Origin of the sequence: Vibrio qinghaiensis, assembly GCF_002257545.1 — a bacterium.
Classification (GTDB): domain Bacteria; phylum Pseudomonadota; class Gammaproteobacteria; order Enterobacterales; family Vibrionaceae; genus Vibrio; species Vibrio ordalii.
In genome coordinates, this window is record NZ_CP022742.1 from 243,359 (window position 1) to 270,042 (window position 26,684).

Sequence of the window (26,684 nt, forward strand, 5' to 3'; positions counted from 1 at the left end):
GATAAGGTGCGCTTAAATTGGTTGGTTACTGATGTACGGCCACCTAGTGCGATGCTGATACGATATTGAGCAATTGAGGATTAATGAATGTGGCCACTAATATACTAATACCGATTGCTGAGTGGTGGGCTAGTTACGACTAAACGCGACGATTTTATACCTAATTGCGTTAGCGATGGCATGCATATTCAGCAAAAATAGCCTCCATTTATGGAGCTTTATTATGTTGCTCTCGCATCACATGAGCCGGATGACGGCGCTGAAAAGCTTGTTGTTCAGTGAGCGAAATCGCGTCACCTTATCGATAACCAGTGCTATTCTATGCAGTGTCTTTGAGCTTATCTCTTGGATTTTTCTCTATTTAGCCGTCACTGCGATTTACCATAACGAATCGGCGACAGCTTATTTTCTAATGATGTGTTTGACGGTAATGGGTCGCTACGCCTTTTATGCATTAGCAGTATGGCAAGCACATTTAGCGGCCTATCACATTATTCAGAAAGTAAGGCAACACTTAGTGCGTGCGTTAGCCAAGATGAGAATGGATAAACTGCGCAGCTTGAGTCGGGGCGATATTGAAAAGCGTATCACCGATGAATGCCAGAGTCTTGAGCCGCTGATTGCTCACCATGGTACGGATATCATCAACGGACTTCTGATGCCCCTGTTTATGGTGGGATTTTTATTCTATATTGATTGGCGACTCGCCCTGATTGCTTTAATGCCACTGCCGTTGGCAATGACTGCACAAATTTGGATGATGCGTGGATTTGCTGAAAGACAGCAGAAATATAATCAAATCGTCGCTCATCTGCATCAAGCACAAATGGAATTTCTGCGCACTATAGGTGTAATGAAACTGTTTGCAGTTGATGCGGATTCCTACCTTGAACTCAGCCGAACCTTACAATCTCATCATAAGATTGTGACGGGATACACTCAAACGATGGTTAGCGCTTGGGTGACATTTGTCACGCTGGCACAAATTTCGCTGATCTTGGTGTTGCCTGTTGCCATCATGCTCGCCAATACGGGCCAATTAACCCTCATTGATTTGGTGATGGTGGCATGCGTGAGTGTGGGATTGCTTAAACCGTGGTTAGACTTAACGCAAGTATTTGCGCAAATTCAGCAATCGTTCATCGCCATAGACAGAATCCTTCCCTTATGCGGTGAGCCTGAGTCTCATCCTTTCCATTACCCCTCGTCTTTGATGCTTCTTGAGTGCCGTGACCTTGTTGTGGCTCGCGACCCAAAGGTTGCCGTATTGCAACAGGCGAATTTGAAAGCGTATCCCGGACAACGCATAACGATTGAGGGAGCGTCTGGGGTTGGGAAAAGCACACTACTTGCGTCGTTACTCGGTGAGTTGGAGCCTACTTCGGGTGCTTGGTACATCAATGGTCAGCCAATAACCGATATTGACGATGAGAGCCGTAGTCATTATCTCGCCTCGGTTGATCAGCGAGTGGTCTTTTTTTCTGGATCCTTACGCGATAATTTAATCTTAACGAAACGTCACGTTGAAGAGCATGAAATCTGGCAATTACTGACTTGGTTTGGGCTTAAACCGTTAGTGCAAAGCCTACCTCAGCAGCTCGATTGCCCAATTGGAGAAGCGTGCCGATTGTTCAGTGGTGGTGAAATGCAGCGTTTGGCGATTATCCGCGCCGCTGTCACTAAAGCACCGATCCTAATTTTGGATGAGGCAACGGCCCATTTGGATGCGCTTTCAGAGCAGAGCGTTTTTGAGGCGTTACGCCATTATGCACCAGCTCAGATTCAACTGATCATTAGCCACCGTGCCAGTCAGATTCAGCAGGTTGATCGCCGCTTGGTACTGTTGAACGGTCAACTAGAGGAGAAAGCTGATGAATAGTCTGAGGCGCTTAATTGAACATAGTGGTGCAAAGACACAGCACTTTTGGTTTGGTTTACTGGGCAAAGTCGCTACTGAGCTGACTGGGCTACTGGTCTGGATTATGTTATTTACCTTTCTGCTCTCTTCCGAGTCATTACCGTTCACTGTCATGTTATTGATAGCGCTGTCGTTGATCTTAGCGCAGTGGATAGTAGGCCAGAGTACCAAGCTCAGTTTTCTTGGTGCCTATGAAATCACCCATCAATTACGTCATCAGTTATTGACCGATATCCGTCTTCAACCCTTGGCGGCTTTGCGTGGTAAACGCTTAGGTGAAAAAGTAAAGTTACTCACTTCTGATCTCAAACAGTTTGAAGATATTTTCAGTCACCTGTTGACCGAGTTTGTCGCAACTTGGGTAACACCGATCGTCATGACGATTGTACTTGCACTGATTCAGCCTTGGTTAGCCGTGACTCTAGTGCTGATTTTTGGGTTAGCGTTTAGCGTATTAGTGCTCGTAGAACGGAGATTTAGCCATCAGGCAGACCACACACATCATACCAATGTGCAAAGTAGTAACTTGTTGCTCGAATACCTAGACTGTTTGCCGATGCTGCGCAGCTTTGGACAGAGTGGGCGATTGGCGGACCCACTCTGCCAGCAGATTGAAAAGCAAAAAGATCAGGGACTAGGATTAGAGTGGCTTGGCGGAAGTGGTGTATTGTTAGCAACGCTGATCTTAGAGCTTGGCCTCGTGCTCAATTTAGTTTTGGCTGCGTGGTTGGTGGATCTCGATTGGTTGAATCACTCACAATTTTTGGTTGCTGTGGTTGTCACCGTGGTCTCTATTCGTCCACTAGCGCGGATGACGGTGTATGCAGCCTTACTCCGTTATATGTTAAAAGCAGCATCACGTTTACATCGGCTTTCCCAGTTGCCGCAACAAACCTCACAGGGAGTAGAACCTAGTACTTTTGATTTATCACTCAAGGATATTCATCTTTGCTTAGACGACCAGCCAGTACTCAATGGGGTTAACCTTGAGGTGGCGGAGGGTGAGCATATTGTGCTGGTGGGCAAAAGTGGTTCAGGTAAAAGTAGTTTACTCGATGTGTTGGCTGTGTTTCATATCCCCACACAAGGTTGCTTAACTATGGGAGGAAAAACCTTGGATGAAATAGGTACTGAGCACTGGTATCGACATATCGCCTATGTCACGCAAGAGGTTCAGCTCCTTGGCGGTAGCCTACGTGATAACTTGCTATTGGCCAAACCCGAAGCGAGTGAGCAAGTGTTGTGCGAGGCAGTAGAGGCGGCGGGTTTGAGTGAGTTAGTGGCTAAGTTGCCGCACGGACTAGATTCGCGGATTGGCGAAAATGGTAACCAAATCTCTGGCGGGGAGCGGCAGCGTTTGTCGATTGCGCGAGCGCTATTGCATGATGCGCCTATCTTACTGCTTGATGAATTTACCTCCGCACTGGATAGCCAAACTCAGGCCCAAGTGTTGCAAGCGCTTGAGATTCTTTGCGAAGGGAAAACGGTGATTTCCGTAGCGCATCGCTTGGAGACTATTCAGCAAGCTGATACTGTTTATTTGATGGAGGCAGGGCAATTGCGCAAGGTTGAGCAGTATCAACAGGAGGTTACAACAGCCAACCCACAACTCTATAAACCACAACGCTGTAAAAAGAGCGAAATGGCTTAATGGAAAATGGTTCTTAAATGGAGCCAAGATATGTGCTCGGCTTATCCCTAACGATGTGAAGCTACCGCCATCTTGGCTGAGTTTTTTCGCCCCAATCACATGGTCTATTGCTGTGATTGGGGACTCACTTATTTGCCGCTAGCCTGCGATTTCAAGTTGTTTGGTTATATCAACAATTAGCGGCTTTACTGCATTCGAAAACGGATGGTAGCCAAAAGCTACGCGCCAATGATCGACGGTTCGCCAACTACGGCTCGGATTGGAGCTGTTCTGGTGGGGGCTCCGCTAGCTTGGTAGTAGGCTGCAGTACTGCGTGGTAATGGGGCGCGGCCACGAATTTTATCGGCAATCTTTTCGGCTATCATGATGGTGGTAGCATTGAGGTTCCCGGTGATAATAATCGGCATAATCGAAGCATCTACCACGCGAAGTTTTTGAACTCCATGGACTCTGCCTTCTCCATCGACGACCGCCATATCATCCTCGCCCATTTTACAAGAGCAAGAAGGATGAAAGGCTGTTTCAGCGTGTTGGCGAATGAATGCATCCAGTTCTGCATCACTCTGGTAATTGATCCCCGGACTCAATTCTCGGCCTCGGTATTTATCGAGCGCGGGCTGGTTGATGATTTCACGAGTAATACGAATCGCATCACGAAATTCTTGCCAATCTTGTTCTGTGGACATGTAATTAAACAAAATACTTGGATGTTGACGAGGATCTCGAGATAGCAGTTCGATCCGGCCGCGACTTGGGGATCGCATTGAGCCGACATGCGCTTGGAAACCGTGCTCTTTAACGGCGTTACTACCGTTGTAATTAATGGCCACCGGTAAAAAATGGAACTGAATGTTGGGCCATGCAAATGAATCCCTAGTACGAATAAAGCCGCCAGCTTCAAAGTGGTTACTGGCGCCAATACCGGTACCTTTCAATAACCATTCAGCCCCAATTTGAGGTTGATTCCACCATTGCAGTGAAGGATAAAGGGAGACGGGTTGTGTACAAGAATATTGCAGGTACATCTCTAAATGATCTTGAAGATTCTGCCCGACACCGGGTAAATCATGCACGAGAGGAATATCCAGATTTTTGAGTAAAGCGGCTGGACCCACACCCGAGCGTTGTAACAATTGGGGTGAAGCAATAGCGCCAGAACAAACTAATACTTCACGTTTAGCTCGTGCCTCAAGGCAGTTCGGGTTATTTTCTACTAGATAGCGGATGCCTATAGCTTGTTTGCCATCGAATAAGATTTTGTCAGCTAAAGCATGAGTCACAATTGTTAAGTTAGGGCGATGCTTAGCTTGGTCGAGATAGCCTCTCGCTGTACTAGAGCGACGACCTTGCGGTGTAACCGAACGGTCCATAGGACCAAAGCCTTCTTGTTGATAGCCGTTCAGGTCATCGGTGAGAGGGAATCCTGCTTCGGTTCCAGCCATTACCATCGCTTGAAAAAGAGGATTATTATTGGCTTTTGGGGTAGTGACATGAACAGGCCCCTCATGGCCATGATAATCATTGGCTCCAATATCACGACATTCTGCCTTTCGAAAGTAGGGCAGGCAGTCAAGGTAGCTCCAATCGGCTAAGCCTTTGAGTTTAGCCCAGCCATCAAAATCCATCGCATTACCACGTATGTAACACATACCATTGATAAGCGATGAACCACCAAGCCCTTTACCTCGACCACACTCCATTCTTCGATAATTCATATGTGGTTCTGGATCGGTTAAATAGGCCCAGTTGTAGCGTCTTCCCTGTAATGGGTACGCTAATGCCGCTGGCATTTGGGTGCGAAAATCAAGGCGGTAGTCTGGTCCACCAGCTTCCAGTAGTAGCACACTAACGTCACTCTCCTCGGTTAGGCGTGTAGCTAACACGTTACCAGCAGAGCCAGCACCAATGATAATGTAATCGTATTCTTGAGACATGTAGGACTCCTTATTCATGAGTGAGAGGCCGAATCTGGGTTAAAAAATAGAACTATAATCGCCAAGCTCTACTTGTATCGACTTAAGCTTGGTGTAGTGCGTAAGCGTACTCAGACCATTTTCTCGGCCGATTCCGGATTGCTTATAGCCGCCTACAGGCATTTGAGCTGGAGATTCACCCCAAGTGTTGATCCAGCAAATACCCGCTTCAAGTTGATGAATAATCCGATGAGCGCGAGCCAAGTCATGGGTTACCACTCCTGCGGCTAAACCATAGAGCGTTTTGTTGGCTCGTTGGATCACTTCTTGCTCATTCTCATAAGCCAAAATGCTCATGACGGGACCGAAGATTTCTTCTTGCACGATCTTCATCTCGTCATGGCAATCGGTAAACACTGTAGGAGCAACGTAGGCACCTTGGCTGAACTCACCCTCGGTGACTCGGTAGCCGCCGACTAACAGCCGAGCATGCTGAGCTTTGCCCGATTCAATGTATCCGAGCACGCGTTCAAGGTGAGCGAAGCTAACCAGTGGGCCGAAGTTGGTTTGCATGTGTTGCGGGTGGCCTAGGCGAATACGCGCTACCCGTTCGACAATTTTCGCCTCAAATTGAGCTTGTAAGTACCGAGGAATAAAAACACGCGTGCCGTTGGTACAGACTTGACCTGAGCTGAAGAAATTCGCCATCATGGCGATGTCAGCAGCACGATCAAGGTCTGCATCGTCGCAGATGATCAGCGGCGATTTACCTCCTAGCTCCATGGTGACTTCCTTCAGCGAAGAGCCGCAAGCCGTAGCCATTACTTTCTTCCCTGTTGTCGTACCACCAGTGAATGATATTTTCTCTATAGTGGGATGTTCCGTAAGCCAATGGCCAACCTCATGACCATAACCGGTTAACACGTTAAACACGCCATCAGGCAGACCAGCTTCAGTGTAAATCTCAGCTAATTTAAAAACACTCAGTGGGGTGACTTCGCTGGGTTTGAAAATCATTGCATTGCCGGCGGCTAGTGCAGGTGCTGATTTCCACAAAGCAATTTGGATAGGATAATTCCATGCGCCGATACCCGCCACGACACCTAATGGCTCTCTACGGGTATAGACAAAACTGCTGTCACGTAATGGGATTTGCTCACCTTCGATGGCGGGGATAAGGCCAGCGTAATATTCCAAGACATCGGCACCGGTGACGATATCGACGGTAAGTGTTTCAGAAAGAGCCTTACCCGTATCTAGCGTTTCTAGTTCAGCCAGTTGATCATTTCGTTCACGAAGCAGGTCAACGGCACGACGTAAGATACGCGAACGCTCCATTGGGCTCATCGCCGCCCAAATTCGCTGACCTTCCACCGAGCTCTGTACGGCGCGATCGACATCCTCTTTCGACGCGTGTTGTACCCTGGCTAATACTTCTCCATTGGCCGGATTTATGGTGTCAAATGTGTTTGCGCTGCTCGCCTGTACATAGCGACCACCAATGTAAAGTAGCTGTTCAGGGAATAAAGCCATGGTGTAAATCCTCTTTTACTGGGGGGAATTGGGTGTGCTAAGGGAGGGATTCGCCAACTGTTGTTGCACATAGCTGTAGGCAATCAGCAGAGCTTGTTCGGTATCAAATTGGGTCCCCGTTAATGCACCGCGAAGCCATAAACCATCGATCAGTGCCGCGAGCCCACGTGCTGAGGTTTTGGCGGCGCTAACAGGTAAGACTCTGCGAAATTGATAGTACAGATTTGAATAGAGACGGCGATCATTAATCGTTTGTAACCGACGTAATGAGGGTTGATGCATGCTGCTTGCCCAGAAAGCTAGCCAAGTTTTCATCGCAGCTTCGTTAACCTGAGTGGCATCAAAGTTACCCTCAATAATGGCTCGTATTTGAGCTTGTGCCGAATCGTCATTCATTGATTGTTGCCGCTCTTTCACCGCAGTTCTTAGCGCTGACATTAAGTGGCGCATCGTGGCGTCCAATAGACCATTTTTACCTTGGAAATAATGGCTAATGATGCCACTAGAAACACCTGCTAATCGCGCGATAAGCGCGATACTCGCGTCATTAATACCCACCTGATCAACGGCTAACAATGTCGCTTGGATCAATTGTGCTCGACGAATGGGTTGCATCCCTACTTTTGGCATTTCTTCCTCCTTTCCCAAAGCCCATCCTTCGAATGGATGGTGAATTAAGTGACCGTAAACCAGTCTATTTTTTTTTAATTGAATGTTCAATTAACTTTTTGGTAATATTTTATAACCGATTAATAACAAATATAACTATCAATTAACCTTTGGAGGTTGAGGCTAGGCTACGACTCGTCGAAAAGACATGTATTGATCAGATCAAAATAGGGAGCCTTGTCGAACGATCCCCAAGGTTGTGACAAAGCTCCACCACAATAGGCGTCACGATGCGGCTACATGGTTACGTGTCGGATTAATATAAATTTATTGCCATAGGGGCAACGTTTGCATGAGTACACCATTGACTAAGCCAGCGGAGGCGAGGATAAACCCCATCGTCTTTTATGGTTCCACTTCTCTTATTTTGTTGCTGACAGCAACACTCGTCAGTTTTCCTGACGCGGCGGGCATATGGCTTGGCCAAGTCCAGACTTGGCTATCACAGAGCTTCGGCTGGTACTACATGCTTGCCATCGGTGCCTATCTTTTTTTTGTGTGTTGGATCGCTTTCTCTAGATTTGGCCAATTAAAACTCGGTGCTGATCATGAAAAACCGGATTTTAGTTATGCGGCTTGGGCGGGAATGCTTTTTTCATCCGGGATTGGTATTTCATTACTCTATTTCGCAGCGTCTGAACCGATTAACCATCTGTATCATCCACCAGAAGGCGTGGCAGGTTCCGCGCAAGCCGCACGGCAAGCTATACAGTTAATTTTCCTACACTGGGGGATCCACGGCTGGGCGATTTATGCTTTGGTTGGGTTGTCCGTTGGGTATTTTGCTTATCGTCATCAACAGCCTTTAGCGCTGCGCTCGGCATTACTGCCGATTTTAGGTGAAAAACGAGTCAAAGGAATGGCAGGCCATGCGGTTGATTGCTTTGGCATTTTCGTTACTTTGGTCGGCCTTGTGACCAATTTAGGGATCGGTGCGTTACAAGTCACCTCTGGAGTAGAGTATCTTTTGGGCATACCTCATTCACAAAGCACGCTCCTTATCGTCTTGTTGGTCATGAGTTTAGTGGCTACGTTGGCCGCTATTTCAGGAGTCGAGAAGGGGATCCGACGTCTTTCAAACCTAAACATCCTGTTATTCAGTTCGTTACTTTTGTTCGTGTTATTTTGTGGGCCGACTCTTGAACTTCTTAACCGTTTTGTACAAAACCTTGGCGATTATGCGAATGGCTTAATTTTGAAGACATTCGATCTCTACGCCTACACGGATGCGGTGCCGGGTCAAAATATTGAATGGCTTGGCTTATGGACGTTTTTTTACTGGGGATGGTGGATATCGTGGGCACCTTTTGTTGGTATGTTCATTGCGCGGATTTCACGTGGGCGAACCGTGCGTGAGCTTATATTTGGTGTGTTATTTATACCACTTGCCTTTACGCTGATGTGGCTCTCTGTATTTGGTAATAGTGCAATGGATTTGGTACTCAATCACAATGCAACAGCGCTTGCTCAAGCAGCCATCGAGCAGCCCTCTATGTCGATTTATCTGCTATTAGAATTTTATCCATGGGCGAAAATCGTTATTGGGATGTCGGTTTTTGTCGGATTCGTACTTTTCTTGACGCCGGCAGATTCAGGCACAGTGATGCTTGCTAACCTTTCTCGTCGTGGGGGAGATTTGGATCAAGATGCCCCCCATTGGCTGCGTATCTTTTGGTCGTCCGCGATCACCGTTGTGACGATCGGTTTACTCTTTGCAGGCAATTTTGCTGCAATGCAGACAGTGGTAGTACTCGCCGGGCTCCCATTCTCTGTGATTCTTATCCTATATATGATTGGTCTTTATAAAACGATGAAGGCAGAAGAGCGTGAACCAAAGTGCTCTCCGGCCTGGATTGAGAGTCATCTGACTTATGAAGAGGCCCAAGTTAAGCCACAGCAAAATGCTATTTGATCGTATGTGAATCAAAATCCGAAACCGTGGTCTCGGTTTCGGATTTTTGAATGGGAAATGGCTCTTCCCCCCAATGACTTGGGCTTCAAGTAGCAACGCTATAGCCAGTCTGAATATCCAGCATCCACGGTTTCCCACTGGGGCCTAAAATCGCTTTTTTATCTATTTTTCCGACGGCGGTTTTGGGTAGATGGCTGAGTATGTGCAGTTCATCTGGAAGCTTAAATGAGGCGAGATTACGCTCTTTTAAAAACTGACGGAGTGCTTGTAATGTCAATGTTGAGTCTTTGGAGATGAGTGCGACACCGATCCGCTCGCCTAAATAAGGGTCGGGTACTGCAACCACGGCGACCTGCGCTACTTGAGGGTGAGCTAATAAATGCTCTTCAATTTCATCCGTAGCAATGCATTCCCCAGCTCGGTTGACCACATCTTTAATCCGCCCGGTCACGGTGAGATATTGGTCGCTATCCATGCGCACTTTATCACCACTGCAATAAAAACCGTCCAGAGTGAAAGCTCTCTGATTGTGTTCATTCGCTCGGTAGTAACCACGCAAGGTGTAGGGGCCTCGGGTCAGCAATTCGCCTTCTTCCCCCTCGCCAACAGAATGGCCTTGAGGGTCGACCACTCGAATTTCATCGAGTGCGCAGACTGGACGACCTTGTCGAGACGCAATAATTTCAGGATGATCGCCCAAGCGAGTGCAACAGATAAGGCCTTCCGCCATACCAAATACTTGTTGTAGGGCATTAGGGAAAGCTTTTTGGAGGTCTAAAGCATCGCTGTAGGCGAGTTTCGAGCCTCCAACTTGCATTAAGCGTAGGCTTGAAAGATCGCTCTCTTCCCATTGTGTGGCTTCTGTCCATAATTGAGCTAAGGATGGCACCAAAGCGGTGGCGCTGATTTGGTGCTGTTCAATCAACCCAAAACAGTGGTCTGGCCCCGCGTGTTGGGTAAACACGACCTTTCCACCTTTGGCGAGCACCCCTAAAAAGCCCGGGCAGCCGAGTGTGAAATTGTGTGCAGCTGGCAGTACGGCAAGATAAACATCCCGCTCATTTATCTCACTTGCCTGACAGCAACAACGAATATTGAACAGGTAATCGTTGTGGGTGCGAGGGATAAGCTTGGGCAGTCCTGTCGTGCCACCAGATACCAGAAATAGAGCAGGGTGGTCTGGATTAATGGCAGGAGGTACCAGTGGTGAGTGAAGCTGAATATTATTAAGAGAATGGTGGTTACCGTGCTCACCAAACAGATAAACCTGCTGTAAGCCTTGGCAGTTGGCTATTAAGTTATTTGCCAACGCCGCACCTTGAATTTTTTCACTAATATACGCTTTGGCATCGCCGAGCTGAGCCAAGTGTTTGATTTCAGAAAGCCCATGAGCAGGCAGCGCCAAAATAGGTACTAAACCTGCTCGTAGAGTGGCAAACAGAACGATGGGAAAGCGATAAGTGTTAGAGAGTTGGATCACTACGCGCTCACCCACTTGCATTCCATCGGTCATTAAACGATGCGCGATCCCATCCGCCGCGTCTAAGAGCTCTCGATAGGTAAGTTGACCTTCGTCATCAATCACTGCGATCCGATCACCGTATTGCTCAGCACCTTGACTTAATAGGGACCAAAGCGGTGCATATTCCCAAAGTCCTGCTTGCTGATACAGTGCTGCTTGATCCGCTCGGTAGGTGCTAAAACCTTGCAGTAAATCTGACGTTATCATGTGGTTCTTCATGCAACTTCCTCACTGACTAGAGACGATTGATTTAGCGTGTAGGCTGGTTCAAGTACTAAATGGTCGAGTACGCAGGCCATTTTTTCGCAGGTTTCTTCCCATTCTCGCTGAGGATTAGACAAACTGATGATGCCAGCTCCGGCTTGAAGCATAGAAACAGAACCTGTTTTGTATCCAGCCCTTAACACCAAAGCCGCATCGAAAAATCCATTGCGGTCTGTAATGAATACGCTACCGCTGTACAGTTTTCTGGGTTGTTTCTCAAAACGAGCAATCGCGGCAATCGCCTCACGTTTAGGAATGCCAGAGGCTGTGATGGAAGGAAAGAGGACTCGGAAGGCATCCCATGCGGATTTGTCTGTGGCGAGCTGACCTTTTACTCGTGATGCTAAATGTTGCACGCTACCTCTTTCTGATACGGTCATAAATTCGGATACATGGACGCTTGAGGGATCACAAACCTGTTCGAGCTCTTCGATAGCCAGCTTGACGGAAGCGGCATGTTCGGCAATTTCTTTAGGATCGTTAAGCAGTTCGTTCTTTAGCCTTGCTGCGTCGGTTTTATCTTGCGGCAATAAGCGTGTTCCGGCCAACGGTTGGGTGCTCAAGGTCCCTCGCTCATCGACTTCTAAGACAGTTTCTGGTGAAAAACCAAATGCTTGCACGTTATTGAGCTTGAGCATGAAAGAGCGAGCAGGTGTGTTGTTCATTCTACCGTTAATAAAGCTTTTGGTTATGTCGAGATTGAAGGGCAGTATTGCTGGCCGAGACAAAATCACTTTCTTGTATTGGTTGGTCTTGATTTCATTGACCGCTAAATCGACCGCCTGCTGATAGTGATGTTTCACTTCAAGGCCATCAACAATATCCTGTTGAGAGCAGGGTTTACCTTGCAGAGGCAATGGCGCAGGTAAGCATGATACCCGGGTAATGATGGCTTGAATTTGCGTAAGTAGTGAGCTTTCAAAGGTACGAACGATAACGTGAGTGGTCGTAACGCGTAATTCGGTTTCGGCTACAAACAGTTCCAGCAGTGGATGTTGACACTCTTGCTGCGGTAAATCGTGAGCAAAGCGACTGAATTCAAAATCAGCGCGGCCGAAGAGTCGCCAGTCCTCTCCACTCAGAGTTTGGGTTGCGCGATGAATATATTGACACAGATGATGAGGGTTTACCTGTGCGACTTTTCCTTCAAAGTCACAAACTTCGCTTCTATGGTTGACGGTTAATTGCAGTCGTTTATTGATGCCGATCGCCCATTCATTCTCATGCTCATAGACCAGATATTCATGACAGAAAGAGGCCGAGGTCAGTTCGGCAACGAGTTGGAGTGGATGACATTGATGTTCTAATACCGAAGAGTTCAATTGTGCTGTGTGAATGTTAGCCATGTTGTTCTCCAGAAAAGTGGGGGTGGTTCATTGGTGGTGTAGGGCGATGCTCCACTCTTGTGGGTATATGCACGGTAACCTTGTTAAGAAAGTGCTCAGGGGTCGCCGTGATGTAAAAGTGATCGCCTGATATAGCTATCAGTGTTGGTTTCTCACCGATTGGCATCAACCATGGTTGCCATGCAGCGACTTCGGACTCCCAAGCTTCAGGGTCATGTTCGCCAAACACGAGTGTGCATGGGGTGTGCTGTAGGCATTTCGATGCTGTAACTTGTTGGTGGTAGTTAACTTGTTGGTGGTAGTTAACTTGTTGGTAGTAGCACTCTGTGGCTAAAAAATCCGCTCTCAACATGGGTAGAAACAGCGGGAGTAGTTCAGGATGCTGCTTGAGTATCGGACTGCCGCTGCCAATCGCGATCAGTTGGTCAATAAAGTCATCATCATTGAGTTGGCTCAATCGTCTTCGACTGCTTAAATGCGGGGCATGGCAGGCAGAAAGGATCAGATATTTGATCGGTGATAGGGCTCCAAAACTGCTCTCAAATCGATGACATACTTCATAGGCCACTTGTGCCCCCATGCTATGTCCACAGAGTATTATTCGAGTCTCTTTAGTGAAGGTTTGATCCGCTATCCAAGTCCTCAATCCTTCAGCAACATCCTCTGCTATTGCTTCAATACTCGTGAGGGGGCGTTCTCGCATTCGATGATCTCTGCCAGGGTAAGTGGCCAGCAGTACCAGTGTTTCTTTTGCTAGTGCATTGCAGTCAAGTGACATCCATGTTTTAAATGCACTTAAACTGCCTCCAGCAAAAGGACAAATAATCAATATTTCACGAGGTTGGGCACCACTCTGATAAAGTGTTTTGAACACCTGATTCATATCTCCACCTCTTTGGTCATTGCGCGATTGAATCGAAATGAAATTGGTGGTGGTGGAGTCATGGTCCTTTCTTGGGGTTGTCCACATAATGTGAGAATGTCTTCCCACAGTTGAGCAACCTTGAGTTGGTGACAGATCAGCAATAATGGCGCGGCGTCTTGCCCATCAATTAAACGGCAAAACTGCTCTAAAGTGTTGCATACCCCTTCAGGTCCGAATTCTTCAAACAGATCTTTAACGAGACAAGGTTGGTCGTAAAGTGTCTGCGTAGTCGGTTGATTGAGATAGTCTCCTTCAGCGAGGCTGACTATCTGATACAGGCTTTGCTGGTTATTCTGGTGCTTTTCGGCATGAAGCGCTGGTGTCCAATGTATCGGGCCATAGCTATCGACCATCGAAAGATAGCCAGCTTCCCACCCTAACATAAGACGATGCATGGCGAGGCTATGCATATCTGGATCTTGTGGGTCCAGATAGTTTTGTAACTGCAACAGATAATCACCGTGAGGAGATTGAAGACTAATCAGATCAAAACGGTGTTGTTTGCCTAATTTTATAGGTTGAATTTTGCCATCGCGGCCTAATGCCAACAGCAGTAAATCCAATGTTGAGTAAAGCAACTGTCGACTTGTCGTAATATTGCCGTAGCTGGCGGGCTGGCGCATTTGCAATGAGACTTGCTGTGCGCTTGAAATCATGGTTTGCCCTGCTTGAGACGAACTATAGAAACTGTTGACTCGGTATTGGACTCCACATTGCTCTGCAAGCGCATGATGCCGTTGTAATTCTTTCGCCGACACGGGATGCTCTTGCAAAACATGAATATGACGTTTGAGCAGCTCTTCGACCAATACGTTACCGCCCCCACCGATAACGGAGGCGCGAACCACCACGCAGGCAATAGCAATATCCTGAGGCAACTGTGACACCTTTTCATACAGTGGTACACCAAAGGCAGTGGCCAGATTCTTTGAACGCAGGCTACCTTGGGACAGAATCCCTGCCAGTTCTAGATCTGGATGAGATTCGATAAAGGCATTTAGGTACAGTTCACCAAATTTAGCCCCAACGATAATGACTTTCTTACGACTCTTCATTTTCTAGCTCTTTTACGTTTTGTTGGTGGAACGAATTTAATGAATGTGAAGGGTGACCGAGCAAAGTAGAGATCTCGTGCGCCAGTGTTTTCACATGAGGTTGTTGTAGTAGGGTGTAGTGATCTCCCTGCATGCGATGAATGATGGGATGACAGCAATCACTCCAACCATGGCAGCGGCGTTTTGCCATCTCAGGATGTTGGTAGCGCATAAAATCAAGCTGTGAATGGTTTTGTGCGCTATAAAGTGTGACGGGGAGCGTCTCCAAATAAGGTGGCTGATAGTCGAGCATGGCACGCAAGTTTTGCTGATAGATTGCTAGCAACTCAGCAAAACTTGCACTGTCTAATAAGCCTGATCCCGTCTCTAAAAATGCCTTGGCAAGCTCTGCGCAAAATTGCGTCTCTGATTCGAAGTTCGAAATCACATGCTCTTTCAGCGCCGGGAATCGGCCAATACAATCTGCGTAGAAGTATTGGCGGATCGACGCCTCGGTTAATCGCTGATTTGGGTTTTGGCTTGGTTTATAACTATCAATCAAGATGCAGTGGCTGACCTCTTCGCCCTGTTCCATGAGTTGTCGAGCCATTTCAAAAGCCACTACTCCCCCAAATGACCAACCTGCCAGCTGGTAAGGGCCAGTTGGCTGTACGTGGCGAATCATAGATAGATAGTGTGCGGCTAAAGCCACAATGTCGGTTTTTGGCGCAGATTTATCGTGCCGATCTGGGTAGGCAAGTCCATACAAAGTGATCTGGTTGAGCTCTTTAGCTAATGCTTGATAGCTCAATAAGTGTCCGCCAATCGGATGCACAATAAAGAGTGTACGGTTTCGGTTACTGCCATTTGATGAGAGTTTTACCGGTGCATGATGGAGCAGTTGAGTTTGCTCTGTCAGCAAGGTGGCGAGGCGCTCAACCGTATCATGGGTTTGTAACTGCCCTGCGCTGAGAGCAAGGTTTAAACGGTGATTGATTTGGTTAAGTAAGCGCACGGCGATCAATGAATTTCCGCCTAGGTCGAAAAAGCTTTGATTGGCCGGAATCGGTGCAAAATTAAGGCATTCAGACCAGATCTGAGCCAGAAGTTGTTCCTGCTGTGAGTGCGGCATGCGTAATTGTTCTGCGGCAATATGGGCATCTGGGCGCGGTAGTGCAGAACGATCCACCTTACCGTTAGCCGTCAATGGAAGGTGCTCTAAGGTTATGATCTGGCTTGGACATAAGTACTGGGGCAACAGTCGGCGAGCATGATCCAGTAAAGCCTGATTATCACGTCGACTGTGGGGGGCGTACTGAATATAAGCCACTAAACGTGCACCATTTTGTGCCGTTCTGTCTGGCTGAACGATGGCATCTAGGATGTCTATTCCGCTCGCGTTGAGTGCACATTGACGTAGAGCATTTTCCACTTCACCAAGCTCAATACGATAACCGTTAATTTTGACTTGGTGATCGTTTCTGCCCAGAAACTCAATGTTACCATCCGGTAAATAGCGGCCTAAATCCCCCGTTTTATACAAGCGTTGGCCAAGAGTTGGATGTTTGATAAAAGCGAAGTCGGTCTTTTCTTGATCATGCCAATAGCCGCGAGCGAGACCACGTCCACCAATGTAAAGCTCTCCCGTAACCCAATCTGCACAAGGATTGAGTTGTTCATCGAGCACATAAAATTGTTGATGAGTGAGCGGTTTTCCATAGGGAATACTGGTATGTGTGGCATAGCTTTTCTCAATCGGATAGCAGATAGACCAAATGGCGGCCTCGGTAGCACCACCTAAGCTGAGCAATTTAGCCTGAGGCGTAAGGGTATTCAGTCGGTCTGGTAAGTTGACGGGTATCCAGTCGCCACTCATCATGATTTGACGTAAATGGGGCAGCGGATTTGATCGATTTTCTAGTAAATCTACCAATAACTGTGCGAAGGCGGGCACACTATTCCACACCGTAATCGCTGACTGCTGAGCTAAATGCACCAGTGCTTCAGGATCTTGACTTGGCGATGTCTGTGGTATTACCAATCTTGCCCCACAGCTTAGGGTGGAGAAAATATCAAACACAGAGAGATCAAAATTGAGAGAGGAAATCGCCAATACTCGGTCACGATGATCGAGTGCAATACGCTGGTTAATATCGAGCAGGGTATTGACTACGGCACCATGCTCCATCATTACCCCTTTAGGTTGGTCTGTGGAGCCAGAGGTGAAAATGACGTAAGCCAGATCGGTCGGTTGGTTTGCCACTGGGATAAAATGCGCTTGGGCTTCTGTCATTAACGCAGGGAATAGAACTCGATAGTCATCGGTGCGGCAAGGCTCAGAGCTATCGCTGATAATGGTTGAGACTGCTCCTTGTTTAAGCAGAGCTTGGATACGAGGTTCAGGATAAGCGCCATCAATGGGCATATAAGCTTTCCCTGCCAACAGAATGGCGAGAACAGCGACTACCTGTTGCCATCCTTTGTTCATCACAACCGCCACTAATGGTGCATCATCTTGCTGTTCGATAAGCTGCGCAGCTAAGTGCTGAGCGGAAAACCAAAGTGTTTGATAAGTCAGTTCTAGTTCGCCTTGCTCAATCGCAATTCGCTGTGGGTGCTGTTCCACACCGAGCCTTACTAAATCGCACAATGTCGCCACACAAGCCGTAGTTTGGTTGTCTAAAACCAGTTTGACTTCACCTTGTGTCGCATTGACTTGATCACGCTTCTGCTGCTGTGCAGAGGGGAGTGCTAGGGCGAGAGGTTGTTGCCAGTCTCGGTTTGTAAGCGTTTCTAACGTGTGGGTATAAGCGGCAAACATGGCTTCAAAGACACCGCTTTTTAAGTAGTTTTCTTGAATCGTCCATTTGATGATAACGCCGCCGCATGGTGACGGAATCAACATACTGTCAAGGTAAACATGGGGGGTTTGTGCACCAAAGGCATTGAGCTTGCAATAAGGTAATGGTCTATGTTGCCCAACCGATAAGGTGTCGTTAAACACCACTGGCATACCCGCATTGAGATTATGATTATGGCGGTTTTTTTCAGTTAACACTGATTGACCATCAAATAAGGAATGTGCCATATCATCGGCCATCTGCTGTTGAATTTGCTCAACAAACGCGAGTAATGAACCGGGTTGGGTTCTTACTTCAAGCATGGATGTGGTTGAAAGGTTACCAATGACGTCGACGGATTGAGGCAGCATAGCTGGACGGTTACTGTGCAGTATATTGATCGCAAAATGCTTCTGGGCACTCCAATGACTGATCACAAGGCAAAATGTGGACAGCATACTCATTGACGGCAATAAATTATGGGCAAATGAGACGGCTTGGATCTGACTCCACTGTTCGGCACTGAGGTGGTAAGTAAGTACACTTTGTGCTAAATGCTCTGAGCGTTTATCCGCTAACGGCAGTGCTGGAGCTTCTGGTAGTGTCGGTACTCGGTCAAGCCAGTAAGCTTGAGCTTGTTGGTAAGGCTCAGACTGTTTGAGCTGTTCAAGCTCAAGGAGATAGTTGTCGATACTCATCGTTGGCACTGCCAATTCGATACTCAGATCGTCATACAGTGCAAACCATTGTTGAAATAGAGTATTGAGGCTTTTGCCATCAGCCACGACCAAATCGAGTACCAAATGTACCAAAGAGGTTTCGCCGTCTACCTGCAGGATGCTGATATCAAACAGAGGCCATTGATCTGTCGCTACACCGTGGGCGGCGATCTGCGTCCTTGCCTCATCAATCCAGCGTGTTTTTTGTGGTTCATCCCATGAGCTTAAGTCGAGAAACTGTGGTTGATACTCTGGTACTTGGCGATGAATATGATATTGACCTGCATCGATTTCACCGCGTAACTGGTCGTGTAATTGCACCAGGCGATTCCATGCTTGGGTGAGTCTCAGACGATCAAGATGCTTAATTTCAAGCTCTGCATAGAAATGGGCAACCCCATTTCCCAAGGAAAACAGGGCATTTTCACCAAGCCAGTAGGCATTTTGTAGCGGCGTGAGTGGGTAATGTCGAACGCAAACGCCATTTTTCTGTTGTGTTGTATTATCTTGGGATTCAAGAGTGGTGTTTGGCTCAATAATGTCCGTTTCAACGGTTGTCGTTGCAGTAGACGGGGCACTCTCAAATTGGCAACAGAAGTCTTGGAATTTCGGATGCTCAAACAAGGATTGTAAGCTCGCTTGTTTGATTCCCGCATGTTGTAGTGCCACGATCATCTTTGTTGCCATTAAACTATCACCACCGGCAAGGAAAAAATCGGTGTCGTGGTTAATCTCACCATGTAAAAACGTTTGCCATATACTTTTTATTTGTTCTATTTGTTCTATTTGTTCTATTTGTTCTATTTGTTCTATTTGTTGCTGATAGGACTCAGACTGACCTAAGGTCTGCGGACTATGTTGTGGACGTTTTTGGGTTACTATCAGATGCTGACGTAATGCCGATACCTCACTGTTGGGATAGCTCAACTGTGGCTCTAAACCTTGTTCCGCCAGCAGGGCAAGCCAAGCAGGTTGTGTCAGCATGCCACTTCCAGTGGATTGGCGAAAATCGTTGAATGCGTTGATTCCTTCAATAAACCCAACCGTCGCCAACTGCATTGGGCTGTGTTGATCGGTCGCCTCAATCAAAATCAAATAGCCATCATCGGCCAGAAGAGCGCGGAGACCTTGTAAACATTTTGCGAGATCGATGGCATCGTGCAGAACATTGACGGCCAAAATAACCTGATATCCACCATCCATTTTTAGTGCTTCATCAATGGGCTGATTAATATCAAATAACCCATAGCTTACCTGTGGGTATTCAGACAATAGTTCGCGTGCTTCATGAAGGAACAGACGAGACACATCGGTAAACTGATAGTGGCGAATCGTTGAAGAGGCGAGGCTTAATACCTCTCGAGTGGTCGCTGCAGTGCCAGCCCCGACTTCAAGTATATTCAAACCTTGCGCCTGCTGTTGGCCAAGGGCATAAATGGCACGCGCGGCACTTAAATTCAATATTTGCAGTGATGGATTACAACGGTAGAGGCTATCGGTGATCGCCGGGTCAGAAAATAGCAACTCGAGTGCAGAGTGGCGACCATTCAACAAAGCCGGGTGTTGCTTGAGGCAATCCTCAAGATAGGTATCCAAACGCTGACACCAAGCTTGTTGAGGCAAAGGTAACCCCGGTGCTTTGGGGAAATCGTCTTGGAAGCGATACTCTCCATCCTTCTCCGTCAGCACGCCCTCTCGGCATAACTGATCTAACCAAAGTTGGATAAGCTTATGATGTTTATCGGTTACTTTAAGTTGTTGAATAATTTGTGGTGCGCGATAGGCTTGCTCCGGCGAGGTAAATAACTGGTGATTGCGTAAGGTTGTCCAGATCCCACGCAGTGCACGATGCTCAAGCTGCGCCCACGCTTGCGTCACCTCTTGTACAATCTGTGGTGAAATTTCGGGCAGAGATATGTTGTGCCAATCAAGGGTGGATTCGGCGATGACGTGATCAGGCGGCAGAAGGGGGTGCAGAGGCTCTGGTTGAGTCAATGATCGCTCGAAAAACTGCGGGTCTGCCGCACACTGCTGCAGTAAGCTTAGATATTGGTTGAATAAGTTTTCCAACAGATCTGGCGCCAGTACGCCGGCCATGCAATACCAGTTGAACGCCAAATTACCTTCAATTTCCATGATTTGATGATCAAGCCAGACTTGTGGGGTTTGACTCAGAACATAAACCGGATCCCCCAGTAAATGGGTCATGGCTTGTTCGATATCCATGCCATCCATCGACATTCCCAGCATGCTAGTAAATACCACCGGAGTTAACGGCAGTACCGCTTCTTGCTCACTGAGCTGACCGGAGGATTTCCAGTGTTTGGCTAGTTCGCGGATCACCTCAACCCCATTGACTTGACTATGGCCTAAGCGTTGCCAAAGTTTGCTTTGGGTTTGCAAGATACGCTGTTTCAAATCGGTGCTGGAGTCGTGTTGGAAATCCATTAGAAGGACTGAGGTGAAGTCACCAATCAGATCTTGGACGGCCTCATGAAAAGGTTGACGATTAAAGAACGTCATGTTCAACGTAAAATCAGGGCTTGCAGTCCAATTGGCCAAGGTATGCGCAAATAGGGTCAGCAGGCCAGCTGAAGGGGTTACCCCCCATTGTTGCCAAACCGATTTTAGCGTTTGCCATTCAGAGTCGCTAAGGCGGCCTTCTAAGGTAATAAATTCCGGAGCATGGTGTTGATAATCCGGGTTCAGTGGCAACTGAGGCGCTTTAGGCAGAGTTGGGATCGTTTGTTGCCAGTAGTGCCATGAGTTTTGCCACTCGGCGGTATGGCGTAAGGTTTGTTCATGCATCACGTAGTCACGGAAAGTGATCGGCAGAGGCTCCAAGTCTTTGCCTTGATAGGCGGTGGCTAAATCATCCATCATGATTTTGAAGCTTTGTACATCAAACTGCAGTAAGTCGAGGTTTAGGTGCAAACGCACTTTGTGCTCAGATAAACGGCTGAGTTGGACATCAAAGAGTGGCCAGACATCCGCAGCCCGTACCTGATGACGCATTTGTTGGCGTATTTGCTCAAGCTCAACGTGTTGTGCTTCTTCTGAGAGTGAACGTAAGTCTCTCTCTACAATCGGAAAATAGTCAACCTCAGCGTGAACAACTTGTTCTCCTGCATGATTGACTGTCATGCGCAGCATGTCGTGACGCTTGATTAAGGCATTCCAAGCGGCTGCAAATTGTTGTGGGTTAAACTCGGTAAGATCCTTATCCCACTCAAAGACGACGTGACAGGCAATACCGCCATATTGAACCCAGGGTTCACGACCAATCCAATACGCGTGTTGAATAGGCGTGAGTGGGAAGGGGGTATAGCGGTTGTGAGGATCGTTCACAAAGTGTGTGAGCATTGAATCTGATTCTGGTGCAGCAGGGACACGGGCGATCGCTTCCACCAAACCTGAAATGGTTAAGTTTTGGTAGGCTTGTTCGGCATCGATCTTGACTGCGAACTGTTTTTGAATAACCGCACTAAGCTCAAGAAATTGCAGAGAGTCTAAGCCTAATTGCAGTAAATCTTGATCGACTCGGATTGGTGTATCGTCACTCATACCCAATTGGTAACGAAGTCGTTCCGTCAGCCATTGACCTACATCGCTCACTGTGGGATGCGTTAGCGGCTCGGGTGATGCCAAGCAATCCACTGCATCTACTGCATCTACTGTATCTATTGCCGTGTTCAATGGGTCAAGATAAGGCTGGAAATTAGCATGCTGAGGTTCGATATTCATTGCCAGTACGAAAGGAGCGCTACTGAGCAGACTCTGACTGATCTGCCACAAACCTTCTTGTACGTTTAAGGTATGCATACCTTCTTTGGCCAGTGTATCGAGAAGCGCTGAATCGGCGGTCATTCCGATGCTATCCCAAGCTCCCCATCCAATACTCATCACGCGGCAACGGCTGCTGCCCTGTTGGGCGAGAGCATAGCCATCTAAGAAGGCATTGGCTAACGCATAAGCACCTTGTCCAACCGCACCTAGTGAAGCTGCGGAGGATAAACCCAGTAAATATTGGGCTTCTTGTGCTTCAAGCCACTGGTGTAGTGCGACAAAAGCGTGGCATTTGGTTTGAATAAGTAGGGCAGATTGCTGAGGATCCCATTGATTGATAAGGCCTGTTAGCGATGTTCCCGCAGCATGAAACGCACCTATGATAGGTAAAGTCCGCGGCCAGTCATTAAGCATTCGTTGCAGCTCCCCTTCTTGGCTCACATCGCAAAGCAAGGTCATCACCTGACAGCCGAATCTGGCTATAGTTTGGCAAAACTCAGGCCAATCGCTGGGTTCTCGTCGCCCAATCACCGCAATATGGCGGGCACCGGATTGTGCTAGCCATTTAATGATGTGCCGGCCTATGCCCCCCATACCTCCAGTGACAAGATGCCAACCTGAAGTCGTAAACCAAGAGGAAGGGATGAGGTCGGGCACGGTTTTGGCGTGCACCAGTTGAGGTATCCAGTAGCTGTGGTTGCGATAAGCTATCTCAGTCGCTAGATGGAAAGGAGCAGAGTTTAAAGACTGACTCAGAATCTGGGCTTGATGGTGATCATTCTCAAAGGACGGCTCAATATCAAGTAGATAGATACCTTGATGTTTGTGTTCCGCGCGAGCAACTCGCAGCAGAGACATCAGTGCCACTTTCTCGGCAGTAACACTTTGCGTTGCATCTGTCGCCATGGCTTGTGAGCTCAAAACATACAGCGTTGTAAAATCAGCGCTTAGTGATTGGATGACTTTTTCAGCACACTCGACAAGCTCACCATCAGGCAATACGAACAGGCTGACAGTCTCATTGACACGGTAAATCTCTCCTTGACGCTGTAGTGCTTGTTGGAGATCAGACTCACTGACGTTGAGCCTAGCTTGGCTCGCGGCGACTGGCAGCCATTGCCACTCATAGCGCTGATGGGGGCTTGGTAACAGCGCGTGTGGTTGAGAATCATCAAAGTTTGGGGTTTGAATCTGACCGATCCAAGCCCATTCTCCTGAAGTTAAGCATCCTCTTAATTGGTATTGGACTTGTCCCCAGAGTTGAGTTGTTCTGTGTGCAATCAGTTGCGTTATTGTTTTAGGGTCAAGAGATGGCGCTGCAACAATCAACCAGTCGCTACGCTCTTCTTGTACGAAACTCGGCATATGCAGGGTGATGAGTTGATGCCAGTCTGTTTCTGTTGGTGTCATTACCCAGTCTACATAGAGCAACTGCGTTTGATTGCTGAATGGTATTGCTAGGTTTGGCTGAATAGAAGGAGTCAGTGGACTGAGCAAACGCTGTTTTATTTCTGCCACTTGTTTTTTAAGTTGCAGTGGTGAAGTGTGATAACAACGTAATACTTGTTTAAGACGCACCGGAGCCTCGCACAAGGCTCGGATATCGCTCAATGGCACTGTCGCTGGCTCTTGATTGGTGGCCAAAGCATCACGCAGCCATTGTGCAACCACGTCTGTTGCTGGCAAAGGCACGGCAGTGAATTGATAACACTTATGCGCTTGTTGCAAGTAGCCGTGTTCAAGTAAAGAGTTTAAAAGTGTTGTGATCAGATTTCGATGTTTTGGTAGCAAACGCCCCCCACGGATCAGATCGCGTAGAGTAAAACGAGGCTGAGCCGTACAAGAGTGAACCAAATCGCGGATCACACAACAGCGCAGCATCGGATAGAGAGCCGCGATTGTGGTGGGTGGCGGTACACTCAAGGTTTGCTTAGGCAGTGCAGTTTCGATTGTTTTGACATCGGGGGTTTGATACCAATATCTCTGTTCATCGAACACATAAAGAGGCAATCGACAAGGTTGACCTTGCAGCGCGAATAGCGCTGGCCACTTATTATTGCAGCCCGCGATAAAAAGAGCGGCTAAGAGTTCAGTTTCTAAACGCTGTGTGGGGATGCTAGGGTGAGAAGTGCCTAGCCATACACAATCTGTTGACCATGTTTCACGTTGCCCCATGGCTGTGAGGTGCGCACTTGGCCCCATTTCGACCAACAGCTTAGCCTGCTTGGCTAAGGCCGACTCTATTGCACGCTGGAACTGTACAGTATCACGGACATGACGGGTCCAATACTCAGCGTTGAACGATGCCGCATCATCGGCGACCTGTCCTGTGACACTAGAAATGAGAGGTATGGTACCTTGCTTTGCGGTTATGGGAGCCGCAAACTCATGAAACGACGCTAGCATTTCATCCAATAGGCGTGAATGTGCGGCGCAGGATACGTCTAACTTTTTATAACGAATGGCATGCTTATCAAGTTCCAGTATCGCGTTGTCGACATCCCGTTGATGGCCGGAATATACCCAATGCTGCGCGCCATTATGCGCGGCCAGATCGAGTGCGCGCAAAGCCGGTATCGTCTCTAATGTGTTTGGCTTAGCGAAAATCGCCAACATGGAGCCCGCTTGGCGTTGCGCACATAAGTGCATCAGCCGTCCTCGTTCGCTAACAAGCGCAATCGCTTGTTGGTGAGTGAGGTATCCTGACACCACACAAGCGGCAAATTCACCTACCGAATGGCCCATCACCATATCTGGCCTAAACCCTTTACTTTGCCAGTGAGCGGCCATCGCGATTTCAAAAGCGACAATCGCTAATTGTGCGTAGTCGGTACGTTGGAGTAATTCTGTGCGGTGACCGAATAACGCATCAGTAAGCCGTATTTCTAAGCTGCCGAGCGCATATTGTTGGCTCAGTTCGATGCTGTCACGAAATGCGGCGCTGCGGTGATATAACTCTTGCCCCATATTGGCCCATTGGCTGCCTTGGCCAGTAAAGCACCACAGTACCTTGCCTGTTGCTGAAGGCTGGCCAACATGTAAATCACGGCCAGCTTGCCCTGTTAGCGCGAAATCACGTAGGGCCTGAATTGCCACAGAATTGCAATCAATCGCCAGTCGATAGGGGAGATCTAATGCTCGCTTTAACATGGCGGAGTAAGCAATATCACTGTGGTGTGTTGGCAGCTCTAAGTGTGTGGCATATTCACCGGCCAGTTTGCGCAGCGAGGTTTCACTATTGGCGGAGATCAGTAGTTTTGCATTTTCGGATCGAGGATTGAGGGGCGTAGGATCCGCCAGCTCAGGGGCCGACTGCACAATCATATGGCAGTTGGTACCACCGATACCAAAGGAAGAGACCGCTGCAGTGCGAGTTTCGCTCGGCCAATCAATGGTCGCGGTCGTAAGCTGGAAACCAGAACCTGTAAGCTCTAGAGCCGGGTTAGCTTGAGAAAGGTTGAGTGAGGCCGGAATTTTGCGGCGCGATACCGATAACACCGTCTTGATTAAAGAGGCGATACCTGCCGCTGTGTCCAGATGCCCGAGTCCGCTTTTTACTGAACCCAAAAAGCAGGGTTTTGCTTCAATGCTGCGTTGATAAGCTTGTTTGATGGCTCGCACTTCGATAGGGTCACCGAGTTTAGTGCCTGTACCATGAGCCTCGATCATCTCCACTTCATCGGGTAATACATCAGCCAAATGCAGGGCATCGGATAGCACTTGTGCTTGGCCTTTTACCGAGGGAGCGGTAAACCCCACTTTATCCTGACCATCGTTGTTGATAGCACTACCACGTAACAACGCCAGAATAGTATCACCATCGCGTCGCGCATCCTCCCAGCGTTTGAGCACCACACAGCCTAGCCCGTGACCACCAAAAGTACCATTGGCATCAATATCAAACGGGCGACACAACCCATCTGGAGAAAAGATCATACCGGGTTGGTACAAGTAGCCTGAGCTTTGAGGAAATGACACCGCGACACCACCCGCAATCGCCATATCGCATTCCCCCGAACGCAGACTTTCGCAGGCGAGGTGGCAGGCGACCAAAGAGCTAGAACAAGCCGTTTGAACAGTAAACGCAGGACCCGTTAAGTTAAATTTATGGGCGACTCGCGTGGCAAGGTAATCTTTATCGTTACCCAATAAGGCTTGTAGCCCCTTGACTTGGCCAACTTGAGTGACATCAAAGTCGGCAAAAGAGGGGTAGGTACTGGTACGAATCGAGCCGAAGACACCAGTTTTCGATTGAATGGCGTTTGGTGCATACCCTGCATCTTCAAGCGCATGCCAAACTATCTGTAAAAATAGCCGCTGTTGGGGATCAATAGAGAGAGCTTCAGTGGGCGAATAACCAAACAAGCTTGCATCAAAGTAGTCTGGATTATCAATAATGGCACCGCTTGGCACGAAGTTCTCTTGCGCGGAGAGCGAAGTGGTTATTCCAGCCGTTTGTAGCTCTTGTTCCGAAAAATAGCTTTGCCCAGAAATACCATTCACTAAGTTGTGCCAAAATTGCTCCGCATTCGGTGCTTTCGGAAAGCGGCAAGCCAGTCCGATGACGGCGATTGGGTCACTGTTGCCAAAGCAAGGGTCGAGAGTGTTCATGGTTATCCTCGTAATTCAGTTGCAGGGTGGTCAGTTTCGCC

At 48.0% G+C, this 26,684-nt stretch carries 11 protein-coding genes; 3 read left to right on the top strand and 8 right to left on the bottom strand.

The window, feature by feature from the left end:
* The first annotated feature begins 223 nt into the window (after positions 1 to 223).
* Together CCZ37_RS14450 and CCZ37_RS14455 are read left to right on the top strand one after the other, a co-directional pair.
* The gene (locus tag CCZ37_RS14450) at positions 224 to 1,879 is read left to right on the top strand and encodes an ABC transporter ATP-binding protein (RefSeq protein ID WP_094501114.1); all 1,656 of its coding nucleotides are present in this window, start codon (positions 224 to 226) and stop codon (positions 1,877 to 1,879) included.
* Positions 1,872 to 3,569, top strand: coding sequence for an ABC transporter ATP-binding protein (locus CCZ37_RS14455; RefSeq protein ID WP_094501116.1), 1,698 nt, complete (start codon positions 1,872 to 1,874; stop codon positions 3,567 to 3,569). Before CCZ37_RS14450 ends, CCZ37_RS14455 begins: the two co-directional genes overlap by 8 nt.
* A gap of 218 nt (positions 3,570 to 3,787) precedes the next feature.
* Here the strand turns inward: CCZ37_RS14455 and betA are convergent, their stop codons facing one another.
* The 3 genes from betA to betI are packed head-to-tail and all read right to left on the bottom strand — an operon-like array spanning position 3,788 to position 7,645.
* A complete protein-coding gene (gene betA / locus CCZ37_RS14460) occupies positions 3,788 to 5,503 on the bottom strand; it encodes a choline dehydrogenase (protein WP_094501118.1) in 1,716 nt (571 codons plus the stop codon).
* A gap of 39 nt (positions 5,504 to 5,542) precedes the next feature.
* Complete coding sequence (gene betB, locus CCZ37_RS14465) at positions 5,543 to 7,015, bottom strand: betaine-aldehyde dehydrogenase (protein ID WP_094501120.1); 1,473 nt, start codon at positions 7,013 to 7,015, stop codon at positions 5,543 to 5,545.
* 15 nt (positions 7,016 to 7,030) lie between these two features.
* On the bottom strand, positions 7,031 to 7,645 hold the full coding sequence (gene betI / locus CCZ37_RS14470) for a transcriptional regulator BetI (RefSeq protein ID WP_010317046.1): 615 nt from the start codon (positions 7,643 to 7,645) through the stop codon (positions 7,031 to 7,033).
* Between the two features lie 331 nt (positions 7,646 to 7,976).
* Here betI and CCZ37_RS14475 point away from each other — a divergent pair, with 331 nt between their 5' ends.
* Positions 7,977 to 9,596: a BCCT family transporter gene (locus tag CCZ37_RS14475; protein ID WP_094501121.1), complete on the top strand. Its 1,620-nt coding sequence runs from the start codon at positions 7,977 to 7,979 to the stop codon at positions 9,594 to 9,596.
* Positions 9,597 to 9,681: 85 nt separating this feature from the next.
* On the opposite strand, the gene CCZ37_RS14480 is transcribed toward CCZ37_RS14475, so the two are convergent.
* From CCZ37_RS14480 to CCZ37_RS14500, 5 genes are read right to left on the bottom strand one after another with little or no spacing between them, the layout of a single operon-like run.
* Entirely contained in the window at positions 9,682 to 11,337 is a 1,656-nt protein-coding gene (locus CCZ37_RS14480; protein ID WP_094501123.1) for a (2,3-dihydroxybenzoyl)adenylate synthase, read from the bottom strand.
* The gene (locus CCZ37_RS14485; protein WP_094501125.1) at positions 11,334 to 12,728 is read right to left on the bottom strand and encodes a salicylate synthase; all 1,395 of its coding nucleotides are present in this window, start codon (positions 12,726 to 12,728) and stop codon (positions 11,334 to 11,336) included. The genes CCZ37_RS14480 and CCZ37_RS14485 overlap by 4 nt, the downstream gene beginning before the upstream one ends.
* Entirely contained in the window at positions 12,721 to 13,611 is an 891-nt protein-coding gene (locus CCZ37_RS14490; protein WP_094501127.1) for a thioesterase II family protein, read from the bottom strand. Before CCZ37_RS14490 ends, CCZ37_RS14485 begins: the two co-directional genes overlap by 8 nt.
* Positions 13,608 to 14,708, bottom strand: coding sequence for a Gfo/Idh/MocA family oxidoreductase (locus CCZ37_RS14495; RefSeq protein ID WP_094501129.1), 1,101 nt, complete (start codon positions 14,706 to 14,708; stop codon positions 13,608 to 13,610). Before CCZ37_RS14495 ends, CCZ37_RS14490 begins: the two co-directional genes overlap by 4 nt.
* Positions 14,695 to 26,643, bottom strand: a complete 11,949-nt coding sequence (locus tag CCZ37_RS14500) for a hybrid non-ribosomal peptide synthetase/type I polyketide synthase (protein WP_094501131.1) — start codon at positions 26,641 to 26,643, stop codon at positions 14,695 to 14,697. Before CCZ37_RS14500 ends, CCZ37_RS14495 begins: the two co-directional genes overlap by 14 nt.
* Between the last annotated feature and the right edge of the window lie 41 nt (positions 26,644 to 26,684).

Excerpts from the sequence above, each read along its gene's own strand:
- CCZ37_RS14450 (WP_094501114.1), top strand. The coding sequence starts at position 224 with ATGTTGCTCTCGCATCACATGAGCCGGATGACGGCGCTGAAAAGCTTG.
- CCZ37_RS14455 (WP_094501116.1), top strand. The coding sequence starts at position 1,872 with ATGAATAGTCTGAGGCGCTTAATTGAACATAGTGGTGCAAAGACACAG.
- betA (WP_094501118.1), bottom strand. The coding sequence starts at position 5,503 with ATGTCTCAAGAATACGATTACATTATCATTGGTGCTGGCTCTGCTGGT.
- betB (WP_094501120.1), bottom strand. The coding sequence starts at position 7,015 with ATGGCTTTATTCCCTGAACAGCTACTTTACATTGGTGGTCGCTATGTA.
- betI (WP_010317046.1), bottom strand. The coding sequence starts at position 7,645 with ATGCCAAAAGTAGGGATGCAACCCATTCGTCGAGCACAATTGATCCAA.
- CCZ37_RS14475 (WP_094501121.1), top strand. The coding sequence starts at position 7,977 with ATGAGTACACCATTGACTAAGCCAGCGGAGGCGAGGATAAACCCCATC.
- CCZ37_RS14480 (WP_094501123.1), bottom strand. The coding sequence starts at position 11,337 with ATGAAGAACCACATGATAACGTCAGATTTACTGCAAGGTTTTAGCACC.
- CCZ37_RS14485 (WP_094501125.1), bottom strand. The coding sequence starts at position 12,728 with ATGGCTAACATTCACACAGCACAATTGAACTCTTCGGTATTAGAACAT.
- CCZ37_RS14490 (WP_094501127.1), bottom strand. The coding sequence starts at position 13,611 with ATGAATCAGGTGTTCAAAACACTTTATCAGAGTGGTGCCCAACCTCGT.
- CCZ37_RS14495 (WP_094501129.1), bottom strand. The coding sequence starts at position 14,708 with ATGAAGAGTCGTAAGAAAGTCATTATCGTTGGGGCTAAATTTGGTGAA.
- CCZ37_RS14500 (WP_094501131.1), bottom strand. The coding sequence starts at position 26,643 with ATGAACACTCTCGACCCTTGCTTTGGCAACAGTGACCCAATCGCCGTC.